The 12,130-nt window shown below is 49.2% G+C and carries 14 protein-coding genes and 2 pseudogenes; 6 read left to right on the top strand and 10 right to left on the bottom strand.

Translation table 11 applies throughout. The features are described 5' to 3' along the window. Positions 1–465, top strand: a 465-nt coding sequence (locus HGO41_RS25345) for a tyrosine-type recombinase/integrase (RefSeq protein WP_250981632.1), incomplete at its 5' end; no start/stop codon positions are given. 421 nt (positions 466–886) lie between these two features. Here the strand turns inward: HGO41_RS25345 and HGO41_RS25340 are convergent. Next, positions 887–1,264, bottom strand: a complete 378-nt coding sequence (locus HGO41_RS25340; RefSeq protein ID WP_250981631.1) for a MerR family transcriptional regulator — start codon at positions 1,262–1,264, stop codon at positions 887–889. On the opposite strand from HGO41_RS25340, the gene HGO41_RS25335 reads away from it, so the two are divergent. From HGO41_RS25335 to HGO41_RS25325, 4 genes and pseudogenes are all read left to right on the top strand, one after another. Continuing rightward, complete coding sequence (locus HGO41_RS25335; RefSeq protein ID WP_250981630.1) at positions 1,257–2,150, top strand: alpha/beta fold hydrolase; 894 nt, start codon at positions 1,257–1,259, stop codon at positions 2,148–2,150. The two genes, HGO41_RS25340 and HGO41_RS25335, sit on opposite strands and share 8 nt — an antisense overlap. Then, entirely contained in the window at positions 2,147–3,274 is a 1,128-nt protein-coding gene (locus HGO41_RS25330) for an MFS transporter (protein ID WP_250981629.1), read from the top strand. The genes HGO41_RS25335 and HGO41_RS25330 overlap by 4 nt, the downstream gene beginning before the upstream one ends. A gap of 212 nt (positions 3,275–3,486) precedes the next feature. Beyond that, positions 3,487–3,744: a phage integrase central domain-containing protein gene (locus tag HGO41_RS25980; RefSeq protein WP_502947410.1), complete on the top strand. Its 258-nt coding sequence runs from the start codon at positions 3,487–3,489 to the stop codon at positions 3,742–3,744. Between the two features lie 300 nt (positions 3,745–4,044). Next, positions 4,045–4,244 (top strand): annotated as a pseudogene (locus tag HGO41_RS25325) (integrase core domain-containing protein); the annotation flags it as partial. A 111-nt stretch (positions 4,245–4,355) separates the two neighbouring features. Here HGO41_RS25325 and HGO41_RS25320 read toward each other — a convergent pair. The 3 genes and pseudogenes from HGO41_RS25320 to HGO41_RS25310 form a co-directional block, all read right to left on the bottom strand. Further along, positions 4,356–4,874, bottom strand: coding sequence for a YagU family protein (locus HGO41_RS25320; protein WP_353050909.1), 519 nt, complete (start codon positions 4,872–4,874; stop codon positions 4,356–4,358). 192 nt (positions 4,875–5,066) lie between these two features. Continuing rightward, a complete protein-coding gene (locus HGO41_RS25315; protein WP_250981627.1) occupies positions 5,067–6,005 on the bottom strand; it encodes an NADP-dependent oxidoreductase in 939 nt (312 codons plus the stop codon). Between the two features lie 206 nt (positions 6,006–6,211). After that, positions 6,212–6,541 (bottom strand): annotated as a pseudogene (locus HGO41_RS25310) (transposase); the annotation flags it as partial. Between the two features lie 163 nt (positions 6,542–6,704). Here HGO41_RS25310 and HGO41_RS25305 point away from each other — a divergent pair. Further along, positions 6,705–7,268, top strand: a complete 564-nt coding sequence (locus HGO41_RS25305) for an isochorismatase family protein (protein ID WP_250981626.1) — start codon at positions 6,705–6,707, stop codon at positions 7,266–7,268. 64 nt (positions 7,269–7,332) lie between these two features. Here the strand turns inward: HGO41_RS25305 and HGO41_RS25300 are convergent, their stop codons facing one another. The 6 genes from HGO41_RS25300 to HGO41_RS25275 all read right to left on the bottom strand — a co-directional run bounded on the left by HGO41_RS25300 (position 7,333) and on the right by HGO41_RS25275 (position 12,096). After that, positions 7,333–7,872, bottom strand: coding sequence for a GNAT family N-acetyltransferase (locus tag HGO41_RS25300; protein ID WP_250981625.1), 540 nt, complete (start codon positions 7,870–7,872; stop codon positions 7,333–7,335). Positions 7,873–7,984: 112 nt separating this feature from the next. Beyond that, complete coding sequence (locus tag HGO41_RS25295) at positions 7,985–8,653, bottom strand: class I SAM-dependent methyltransferase (protein WP_250981624.1); 669 nt, start codon at positions 8,651–8,653, stop codon at positions 7,985–7,987. A gap of 838 nt (positions 8,654–9,491) precedes the next feature. Further along, positions 9,492–10,232 carry an SDR family NAD(P)-dependent oxidoreductase gene (locus HGO41_RS25290; protein WP_250981623.1) on the bottom strand — a complete coding sequence of 247 codons (741 nt, stop codon included), beginning with the start codon at positions 10,230–10,232 and terminating at the stop codon, positions 9,492–9,494. A 42-nt stretch (positions 10,233–10,274) separates the two neighbouring features. Then, positions 10,275–10,469, bottom strand: coding sequence for a hypothetical protein (locus HGO41_RS25285; RefSeq protein ID WP_250981622.1), 195 nt, complete (start codon positions 10,467–10,469; stop codon positions 10,275–10,277). A gap of 74 nt (positions 10,470–10,543) precedes the next feature. Next, positions 10,544–11,626, bottom strand: coding sequence for a 4-hydroxyphenylpyruvate dioxygenase (gene hppD, locus HGO41_RS25280; protein ID WP_250981621.1), 1,083 nt, complete (start codon positions 11,624–11,626; stop codon positions 10,544–10,546). A 23-nt stretch (positions 11,627–11,649) separates the two neighbouring features. Continuing rightward, positions 11,650–12,096 carry a cupin domain-containing protein gene (locus HGO41_RS25275; RefSeq protein ID WP_250981620.1) on the bottom strand — a complete coding sequence of 149 codons (447 nt, stop codon included), beginning with the start codon at positions 12,094–12,096 and terminating at the stop codon, positions 11,650–11,652. Between the last annotated feature and the right edge of the window lie 34 nt (positions 12,097–12,130).

Here is a 12,130-nt window from a genome sequence, read left to right as displayed (position 1 = left end):
TCCTCGCGCGGCGCAAAAATGAAGGCCACCCACCTGGTTCCCTTGTCACAACAGGCGATCCGGGTTCTCCGGGAAATACGCGCTCTTTCCGGTGAGTTGCCCTTGCTTTTTCCCGGTGATCACTCACCGTACAAACCTATGAGCGAAAATACCATCAATAAGGCCCTGCGCACGATGGGATACGGCACAACAGAGATTTGTGGTCATGGATTTCGAACGATGGCCTGTAGCGCCCTGGTTGAGTCCGGGCGCTGGTCAAGGGATGCGGTAGAGCGCCAGATGAGCCATCAAGAGCGTAACAGTGTCAGGGCCGCTTATATTCACAAAGCTGAACATCTGGAGGAGCGGCAGCAAATGATGCAGTGGTGGGCCGATTATCTGAATGCCAACCTTGACAGTTTTGTCAGTCCGTGGCGTTTTCAGAATAACAGTGATGCCGACAGCTTAACCGCTAAGATAATTTGAATACGTTTTAATGAATGTGCATGGCTAATTATTGCCATCCTTTTCTGGCGAAATCGCAGCTTATCTAGTGATGAATTCAGTACGTTTGACCCGGCTTCGCCGAAAAGTGAACATCAGCGTTAATTCAATGAGGCAAATGAAAACGCTCGGGTTGCGACGAAAAGAGATTGGGCCCACAGGCGACATTCCCGGTGACGGACAGGCGACAGGCTAAACGGAGTACAAACTTCCCGAGACGCCACCGGAAATGCCAGGGCAAGTTTGTACCTTAAATACCATCTGACATGCAAGTACTGAGGGTGAGTATGCTAAAACTGGAGCCTGTTCACCACACATGTACACCGGCCGGTGCAGGTATTCTTCTTCAGGACCGCGTCACCAGGGAAAGACCTGTACCGCTACCATCGGGTCGCCGTTCGGGCTACCGAGATCTTCGATTGGCACAGCTAACCCCTTCCACATCATCCAGAAACCCCGCCACGATCTTCCGGCTTTCTCCAAGGTTATGCAGCTTTTCATCCAGCTTATCGACCTCGTGGCGCAACGCGGCCCGGACTTCCCTGCACGGTTCAAATCGTGGCAGGCTGTCCAGAATGCAGGGCAGCAGGATACGGATGGTTTCGATCTTCAAACCCGCTGCACTCAGCATGCGAATGCGCTGAGCGGCCTGTATTTGGGCAGCGCCGTAGTCACGGTAGCCTGATTCTTTACGCTCTGGTTGGAGTAAGCCTGCCTGTTCGTAGTAACGCAACATCCGCTCACTGACGCCAGTAAGGCGAGCTAATTCGCCAATGCGCATGACACACCTCTGCATTTTTTTCTTGACCTTAACAGTACTGTCAAAGTTTACCCTCAGTTTTTCTTTGATGAAAGCGAGGTGTTACATCATGGCGGTGATCGCAATAGATGGCGCAAAAGTCTCTTACAGGGTCGATGGAGACGGCCCCGGACTGGTGCTGGTGCATGGCACGGGAGGTAACGGGGAAAGCAACTGGGGGCATTTAGTGGCGCGGTTGGTACCGTACTGGAAGGTTGTGCGACCGGATTATTCGGGGTCTGGCGAGACGGCGGATGATGGTCAACCCCTGACCGTTCAAGCCCTGGCCGCCCAAGTGGTCGCGGCAGCCCGGGCTGCGGATGCCACACCGTTCGATCTGGTCGGGTTTTCACTGGGCGCGAGCCTGGCGGCATACATCGCAGCGGAATATCCAGACGATGTACGAGCTGTCGTACTGCTGGCGGGATTCGCATCAGGAGAAGACGGGCGTATGCAACTGGAGTTCGGCCTGTGGCGAGATCTGATCCGTAATGATCGCAAAGCAATGGCCCGTATGGTGTTGCTCACCGGCTTCAGCCCGGCTTTCGTTACCGGTCTCAGTCCCTGGCAAATCGAGGAAAACATCAACGCCATCATCACAGGCAATCAGTGGGAAGGCATGGCGCGTCAGGTCGAGCTTAACCTCACCCTGAATGTGAGTAACCAGATCAAGCGTATTGCCAAACCCACGCTGGTGATAGGCTGCACACAAGACCACATGGTGCCGCCAGACCATGCACGGACGTTGGCCGGGGCGATTGCAGGTGCGCGCTACGCCGAACTGGACAGTGGGCACCTGGCGCCGCTGGAGCGCCCCGATGAGTTCGTTCAATTAGTCACGACATTTCTGCGTGATGGGGGACGGTGAATGTCCCGGCTAATGATCCTGATGCTGGGGCCTTCGTCGCACAAACCACCGAATACTTGCCCATCGGTTTATTGTCGCAAATTGCTGCCAGCCTGGACGTTTCGGAAACCAGAACCGGAACCCTGGTGACGGGGTATGCCTGGATCGCTGCAATTACGGCGATACCGTTCACGCTGGCAACCCAACGAATTCCCCGGCGCACGCTATTTCTGGGTTTGCTGGGGATCATTTCGCTGACCAATGGAATGGCTGCGTTAACTCCGACCTTTCCACTACTGATAATGTTGCGTTTAATCACTGCCCTGACGCACGGCGTATTCTGGTCGATCATTGCCGCCTACGCGGTTCGCCTGTACCCTGACATACCCGCCAGTCGTGCGACGGCCTGGGTGCTGGGCGGTATCTCGCTGGCCCTGGTCGCAGGTGTTCCGGCAGCGACCGCCGTAGGCCACTGGATGGGCTGGCGTGTTTCCTTTTCTGCTTATGCCACACTGGGGGGCGCGGCATTGTGGCTTGGTTACAGATTTTTGCCTGTAAGCCGGGACATTTCTGCATCAACCTTTGTGTGCGGTTTACCGCGGGGACCGGCAAGTCTTTATGTCACCGTCCTGGTTACCGTGTTGGCAGTGACAACCCATTTCGTTGGATATACCTATGTGGTACCCATCCTGACCAAAACTGTTCATCTTCCGGAAAACCGCCATGCGATTATATTGATGGTTTTCGGTGTCGCCGGTGTCGTGGCGACATGGCTGGCAGGCTGGTTGGCCCTGAGGCCATTTATTCTGGCATTGATCGCAACATTTGGCGTGGTTGCCAGCCAGGCCACCCTACTGTTGACGGGGACGACTGGATGGGTTTGGCTGGCAATGCCGTTATGGGGGGCATCCGTCGCTATCTTGATTGTGGGATTACAAAGCTGGGTCATCGAAATGGCGCCAAACCAGCCTGATGCAGCGTCATCGCTGTATGTTGCCGCCTTCAATTTTGGCATTGGTAGCGGCGCGTTAGTCGGCGGGATCATCCTTTCCCAGAATGGGAGTGCAGCGGTATTGATGGCGGGTTTCAGCCTGGGTGTAATAGCGTTGCTCAGCTTCCTGATTTTGTGGCAAATACAGCGATAAATGAGAATGACAATTCAAATAATTAACCCAATCGTCATCTTAGCGTGGCGCTATGCGTTACCGGAGTAAGAACGAAATACAAAAACAGTGATACACTCGATACAGCCTATAAATTTTCCACCGGCTAAACTCTTCCATCGAGATCGTTATTCACACGCCAGAATGCGCGCTCATTTTTTGTTGGAATAACCTCGTTCTTAAACATACTGCCATTGCATGCATGGCACTCCAACAGACTCAAAATCAGGTCGGAGAGCCATACGGATAAAATTCTTACCTGCCCCAAGCTCTTTTCCTTCCCTGACATTGGCGAAATGGATATCGCGGAGATCGAAACCCACCATCTGGCGCAGCTTATCAAGGCCATAGACGACAAAGGCGTTTATGACATGGCCGGGAGAACCCTTTTTCTGACATTCTTCATCAAGAAGTCAATAAACACTCTGGCTTTGGCATCTGATCAAGCATAACCCGGCATCGGATTTAGCCGGGGCGATTATGCTGCGGGAAAAAAATCATTATCCTGCACTTCCCTCTTGAACGACTGCCTGAACTGCTGGACCGCATTGACAATTATCTGGGCCGGGCATTAACCCGATTAGCCGTAGTGTTCAACCTGCTGTTTTTTGTTCATTCCAGTGAATTGCGCTTTGCCCGCTGAGAAGAAATTGATTTCAAAGAGGCGCTCTGGACACGGCCTGCACAGCGAGAGCCGCTGGCGAGTGTCAGGTACTTTTCACGCGGCGCAAAAAATGAAAGCAGTCCGGATGCAGAACGTATTTATCGAGCGATTTAACAAAACGCTGCGAACAGAAATACTCAATATGTACCTATTCCGGACACTATCTGAAGTCCGTGACTAACAGAAAACTGGCGTTCAGAATATAATGAGTAACGTCAGCATAATTCACTTGGCGATATGCCACCTGTCATCTATGCGAGGCAAAAACTGGCCGGAGATCCTCATTGACGGTGGTACTAAAAACCAAAGGGACTACATTTTAATCTGCCGGAGAGTTATGTCCAGCACCCGCCGTCTGGTTGTATGGCGGGTACTGAAACGACGGACCGAGGGAGGGGATTATGCGTGTTCGATCTGGCCGGTAAAACGGTTACGCAGATCACGGCGGGCGAGTTCGGCTACCCAGAAACAGAACATATGGCCGGTAATTTCAGAAAAATGCTCCGCCAGCGGCTGGTTCCATGGGGCGGGTACAGTGCCGAACAAGGGTAATATAACCACGTGAAAGGCGAACCAGACTACCAGTCCATAGATGGCGCCCTGCCACAGTTTTACGCCCGGTTTGAATTCGGCGATGATGCAATACAACATGGCGAAGGTAATCGAAAAGCCAAAATGCATAATAAAGCTGATTATGGGGCGAAGGCTGCCATTATACAAATAGGTGGTGTGGGTAAAATCGAAAGTAAATCCGAGTTGTTGCAGTATTTCCTGCGGGGGATTAATCAGGTCCCGTGCCGCGGTGCGCGGTGGAAAAGGGATTTCCCAACCAAACTTAGTAATGGCGCAAATCGCGCCGGCAATCAGGCCAAGCAATATGGCGAGAATGATTTTATCCTTGGTAGTTACACACTTCATCATAGCTATTCCTTATAGAGCCACTGATTGGATCGGTCCGGTCCCCACCAGTTTACCCCTTTTGTCGGCCATGAACACGCTTTAGCTGAAAGGATTCAGCTACAGCATATTAACCAATTACAAACCACCGACTATCCCGCGCGCCTCATTACTTCGAGGAGGTTAGCGACCGATACCGGTAGCCTGCGTCACTTAAGGCACGAGCACAATCTTGCCAACGGTACGCCGGCTCTCCTGCAAGACATGCGCCTGTGCAAGCTGATCTAGCGACAGCCAGTGTGATACTGCGGGCTGTACCAGGCCCCGAGCGAGTAGGTCGGCAACTGCTGCCATGTCCTCGCCATCCGAGTGCATTAGCACGAAGTGAAATTGCACACCGTGGGCAGCGGCAGCTTCGGCCAGTTCATGCCGCTGCCCCGGTAGAATACTGACCAGTGTTCCGCCTTTGCGTAACAGCCCGAGCGAAGCCCGTGTCGCTTCGCCGCCCACGGTGTCAAGCACGAAATCGAAATCCCTCGGATAGGACGACCATGCCTCAACGCGGTAGTCGATGTGATGGGCGGCTCCCAGCGAAAGCACGAACTCCCTGTTGGCCGCTGACGATGTGCCCGTAACCTGTGCGCCGAAGGCACGGGCGATTTGCACGGCCATGTGCCCTACACCGCCCGAGGCCCCATGCACAAGCACCTTGTCGCCCGGCCCGAGCCTGCGCGTGGTCAGCGCCTGCCAGGCCGTCAGGCCTGTCATGGACGCAGCAGCGGCATCCTTGTGCGAGACATTCTCAGGCTTACGCGCCAGATGTCCCGATGGCACGGCAGCGTACTCGGCATGGGCGTGGCCCAGGCCGGGAAACCCCACCGATCCGAACACGGTGTCGCCAGGCTTCCAGTCTTCGACGCCCGTCCCGCACACCACCACCGTGCCGGACAAGTCCCATCCCAGGATCATGGGGGGCGTCACCTGCGTGAAATTGGCGGCTCCCTGTCCTTGACGTGTCTTCACATCAATGGGGTTGATGCTGGATGCGGCAATCTTGACCAGAACTTCACCCTGCTGTGGACGAGGAATGGGTAAATCCTGCAGTTGCAGGTTCTCCACACCACCAAATTGAGTAAGCACCATCGCACGCATGAGTTTTCCTTGGTTTGTTGGAACTTCAGGGTACGTCATAGATAAAATAGTGTAGGCCGCTGCGAAACCCCAGAGTTTCGCTACAACGTTCAATTCACCTATCCCATCATGGCCTTGCCGTCAAAAGCGGCTGACTCGCGAGAGGTCGGATACATTTACGCAAACTGATTCGGTCAAAGGCGAACTTGCAAAACAGGGGCGAACCATACATTTTTTGTTTTGCCGTATTCAACCGTCTCCTTGAGGATCTCGGCTTCCATGGTTTTCTTACCCAGGAGACGCTGGAGTTCGCGGATCTGTTTCATGGCACTGTTTAACTCAGAAGCCGGCACAACCTCTTCGCCGGCAGAGACCGCCGTCAGGCTACCATCCTGGTATTGCTTACGCCATTTAAAGACCTGATTGGCATTGACATTATGACGACGAGCGACAAAAGAAACGGAGCTTCCTGGCTGGAAGGTCTCCTGAACAATGGCGATCTTTTCCTGCGGAGTGCGGCGGCGACGTCGCTCTGGCTCAGTAAGAACAGTACCCATGATTTCACTTTGACTAGGCTTAAACATAGCTTTAAGACTACCTCGTATTTTAAGCGGGTCAAAGTGTCTGGATCATTAGGGGGCTAATACATAACATCACTCGCACTTGTTCGCCATTTATCTAATAGACGACGAGGATCACTAACCATCAAGGCTTAGCTTAATGAAAACCGCACTAATACTGATCGACGTTCAACGTGATGTGTTGCGGGGAGTCGGTATCCCGGCGCGACAGCCCCTGATAGATCATTATTTTGAACTGACGATGCAACGCCTCCGGCAGGTGAAGGATCGGGCTAGCGCGGCCGGTATCCCTGTGATTCTCATTCAACATGCTGGAATCGAAGGACATCGCCTGGCGCAAGGAAGTGAAGGTTGGCGAATCCATCAGGCACTTCAGGTTGATGATAACGATCGCGTTATCAGTAAAACTACCAGCGATGCCTTTTACCATACCGAGCTTCGGTCGGTTCTAACATCCATAGCAGTAACGCATCTGGTGGTCGGAGGCTTCCTATCACAATATTGCGTGGATTTGTCGGTACGCCGCGCCGTGGCGCTGGGGTTTGATGTGACGCTGATTGGGGATGGTCATTCCACCTGCGACGAAAGCGGCCTGTCTTTTGAACAAATCATTGCGCACCATAATAATATTCTACCGGTGCTGAAATTAGACGGACATGGCGTTACAGTTCAGTCAGCTGATTCGATAAATTTTTTTAAATAATGCCTGCCAACGATGTTTGAACTTCTTGCTCAGAGCCTCAGAGCAAGAAGTTAATTGAGGAAAATCACATAGGCCCATCGCAACGGTTTATGCTGTAGTTCACCAGCCTTACCGGGAGACCCTTGATTTCCTCAGTTATCGGTGCTGTTGGTTCTTTTCGCATGCCACAGCGCAACATGACTTTCTCTGAAGCGACATTATTGTCATAACAGCGAGCATGAATCTGCTCAAGCCCAAGCTGTCTGAAACCGTAACGAAGTAACGCCTGCACCGCTTCAGTACAATACCCTTTTCCCCAGTATGCCACGCCTAGCCAGTAACCTAATTGGGGTCTTTCATTTTCGGGCAATCTGAGGTTGACGACACCTATTAATTTCGCCGATTCGCTCAATGTTATCGCCAGGCTGATAGCTTGCCCCGCTTGCATGGCATTTATAGCGCGGTTGACCCAGTTAACGCTCTGTTGGTGGCTAAAGGGGGTGGTGAAACTGGTAGTCCATATCGCGACGCGGGGATCGCCTGCCAGTTGCTGTATCGCCTGTGCATCCTCAAGTACCAGGGGACGCAGTATTAGCCTGTCTGTGGATAAAATCGGAGCAGTCATGGCAAAATCGGTTCTGTTAAAGGGCTAAACTTTTACCGCCAGATTAAGAGAAAAATACGGGGGTAGGCAATATTTTGCAGTAAATCATGCGTTTTACGGCGATGAGTTTTATTCAGATCAGCCGGCAGCAAAGCGTTGCGTGATCCCACCACGGGTTTTCACTGACCGAGGTTTTAAACACTATAAAGCCGCTGGCGGCCAGTTCATCTGTCAGCCGCGGCAAAGGCATCAGTGTCCGCCAGGGCTGCCCTTGACGCATTAACTGATGCTTTTCTGCGTGATAGTGCTGGCGATCCTCCGGTCTTTTCGGCTGGCCGCACATGCTGCTGACGATAAACACCCCATTTGGTTTCAGGATGCGCTTAATTTTCCGGTAGCAGCGCTGTCGCTGGTCTCCGATCAAGCAGTGCAGGCAACTACCGTCAAAGACCAGGTCAAATTGGTGATCGTGATACATGCCCAGAGTACATACGTCACCTTGCTGGAAATCAGCGGCTAAGCCGGCAGCGGAAAAGGTTTCCTGTGCCCAGCCGATGGCGGTAGGAGAAATATCGACCCCATAAACTTGATAGCCCGCGCGCGCCATAAATAACGACGCCATGGCACCATTACCGCATCCCAGTTCCAGACATACGCTACCGGCGGCCGGCAACACTTGGTCATCCTTCAGTGATTGCAGGGTAGCGGTCAGTTTTCGCCAAGCACGGTCATAACCCTCTCCAGTCCAGGCCTGTTGACCGGTCTGTTTGAGTTGCTGATAACACCGATCATAAATATTCATCGTCGATAAAAGCCTCTAACTTTCGCCGCCGTTGGTGCTAACGGCAATACCTACTCTTTTCATTCGAGCCGTTTGACGATTGGCTAACTTTGCGTGCCGTCAAACCCGAACACTGTTTCTGAGTTACACGGCCTTGTGGAGAACGCAATGATGGCAACGCCCTCGGATAGTGGTTTGGCAATGTATCGTTCTAGCGAAGCTATTTTCGGCGGATCTTTTCGCGCTTGCCAGAAAAATTTTGGGTATCAGCTAGCAGCGACGAAGTAGAGTTTATCGATCCATGCCAGGGTCATCAGCCCGATGACTGCCAAGGAAAAACCAGCATCGCATAAGGTGTGTATACCCGTTGCGTATTGGACGTCGTTTCCCGATATACACAGCATGTCTCCGCTCACCAGAATGCACCATATCCTTAACGAGATGCTGACAAGTCTGAAATTGCTATATTTCATACTATTTTCTCGCCATCACTTTTCGTCACCTACAGCGGTTGAAAAAAGCTTTTGGAGTAACTCTATACGAGCGATTTATTGCAGGAAAGCCCTTTCCAGTCGGTAGCGGATCCATTCAGACACCTGTTCGGTGCTAAGCCGATCATAAAAATCTATCGCTGGGTAATAGGTTTAAGGCTTTTAAACTCATGCCCGCATGAATTTAAAAGTGGCGTGAGGCGAGTAAATTCAATTTCGAAGAAATTGCTAATGTGCATCGCTTCAGGTTTTCTTTCAAAACAGTTGCACCATGCATTTAAATATTTTTCTGGATCTCTTCTGAAAATATTGAAATAGACAAATGATCCCGTTCTAAAGATTATGAATGTAGTGTTTTGCTTATCAGGTTAAGCATTAAAACCACCATCAATATCTATCACAGATCCAGTAATATTATTTCCTCCCGGGCCAGCTAAATGTAGTACCATAGCCGCAATATCTTCAGGACGTCCATAGGCAGGTAATGCCAAGGATTGAAGTGTTTTTACAGCTTTTGGACTGTTCGCCGGATTCATATCTGTATCAGTAGGGCCAGGTTGAATCAAATTCACGGTAATACGGCGCGGACCGAGATCATGAGCTAACCCTTTCGTGAGTCCCACTAAGGCCGACTTGCTCATTGAATAGAGACTGATCCCTGCTCTACCTGCACGCGGGGCCAAGCAACTGCCTATGGAAATGATCCTTCCACCGTCCGGAAGATGCCTTGCCGCTTGCCATGAAGCAGCGAAAACGGCACGAATATTTATTGATACAGTTTGATCAAAATCATCCATTGATAATTGATGAAGTTTTCCTGTTGCAAAAAGCCCTGCATTATTAACCAAAATGTCTAATTGACCTAATAAAAACACTGTTTGTTCTACGGCCAAAATGATATTTTTCACATCAACTGAATCAGCGGGGATAGCGATAGCATGCCCACCAAGATCTGATATTTCTTTAACGAGTTTTTCTGCATTTATTTTTGATTTTGAATAAGTAAATGCAACTTTTGCACCTTGTGCGGATAATTGTTTGACTATCGCCGCGCCAATTCCGCGACTTCCACCGGTGATAAGTGCTACTTTGCTATTGTGTTCCTGCATTTTAATTAACCTTCTATAATCATGTGTTTTGAATGAAAAAATTTAAAATCCATTTTTTTTCAGTTTAACTATGCCTGTATCTACCAACATCTTTTTGATATCATCAAACGTTTTTTTAATATTAATCGCCTCTGATGAAGTGAAACCGATTTTTATTATTTCCGAAATGTCTGTATGGCAAATAAAAGAGTATAGCAATAAAAGTTTTTCATCCGATGAGTCAATGACCACTTTCATTATTACCCCCATGACATGTCTCTGGGTGCATGGAAATCCATCATCCCTGATGAATTAGTAATGTACTTAGATGCTTAATTTTCCTTGGTTTTTAACTTTCCACGAATCACTTGATCTCTTTCCATTGATTCAAACAATGCTTTAAAATTCCCTTCGCCAAAGCCATTATCTCCTCTTCTTTCAATAAATTCGAAAAATAGTGGGCCGACCAAAGTTTCGGAAAAAATTTGCAGGAGAAGTCTTTTCTCCCCATCGGTGGTGTTGCCATCAATAAGTATTCCTCTTTGATGTAACTCATCTAACTGTTGACCATGTTCCGGTAAACGAGTATCGACGAGGTTGTAATATTTATCGGGAGGTGGTGTCATCAAAGGAAGACCTTTACTCTTTATTTTGTCAATGGTTTCAATGATATTGTCAGTCGTTAATGCTATGTGCTGTATACCCTCTCCGTTAAATTTACTGAGGAATTCTTGTATCTGTCCATTGCTTCCTTCAGCCTCTTCGTTTAACGGGATTTTAATTTTTCCATCAGGAGCACCCATAGCCTTTGAATGAAGTCCTGAATATTCCCCTGATACATCAAAATACCTAATTTGCTGAAAATTAAAAACTTTTGTATAAAAATCAGCCCAGTAACTCATCCTGCCTCTGTAAACGTTATTTGTCAGATGATCTACTAAGATTAATCCGAATCCATGGGTTTCTTTGTCTGACAAATACGATGGTTCAAAATTAATATCAAAAAAATCATGAGGTGCTTCATATCGTTCTATGAAATAAATTTTTGAACCGCCAATTCCTTCTATGGCGGGAACCATAATTTCTCCCGGACGAGATTCACTAGCAGCCGGTTTTGCCCCCGCTGTAATCGACTTTTCAAATGCTGACGCTGCATTATTAACAAAAAAAGCAACGCCACATGCACCTGGACCATGCTCTTGTAAAAATCTCTGTGGAAAACCGGATGGCTCTTTATTGATCAGAAAATTAATCTCTCCTTGCCGAAATAAATCGATTTTAAGATTTTTATGCTTTGAGTAATAAACAAATCCAAGTTTTTCAAAAAGGTCTTTCAAGTAATCGGGCTTATCAGATACAAATTCAACATAGGCAAAACCATCTAAGCCTAGCGGGTTGTCATAATGTGAGCTCATTGTGTCATCTCCAGATTACAAGATTAATCGATATCGGATGGATAATTAACGTCGAATGGTGCTGAGAGTTCTATCAGTTGCAGATAACGTTTTCGGACATGAGTCAGTTCATCAGGGGTGAACGGAATCACAGCTTCTCCTTTTTTTACAGATGTTTCTCTGACGTATTCTTCAAAACCTGGTGTCGAGAATATCCATAAAACTGTGGCGGGTATTTCAAAAATATTTTTAAAGCTCATCCACGTATCTGGCGGTGCATAAGCCATCCCCCCTTGGCCAATAACCTGATGCTTATCATTCAATATTGCTTCAACACTTCCTTGTTGGACCACTACCACTTCTTCTGAATGCATATGACGATGAAGCGGTATTTCTTTGCCGGGCATGATAATCTCTGTGCCCATACTGAAATGTTTTGCTCCAGTTGTAGTGATGTTATGGACGCCCCTCCCTGAAGTAGCCAGTGCCATACTCTATTGACTGCAATTAATTCAGGAGTGATAT

This window comes from Rahnella sp. CG8 (genome assembly GCF_023701875.1).
GTDB lineage: Bacteria > Pseudomonadota > Gammaproteobacteria > Enterobacterales > Enterobacteriaceae > Rahnella > Rahnella aceris.
Note: the sequence above shows the minus strand (reverse complement) of the source record. Positions and strands in the feature narration are given on the sequence as shown.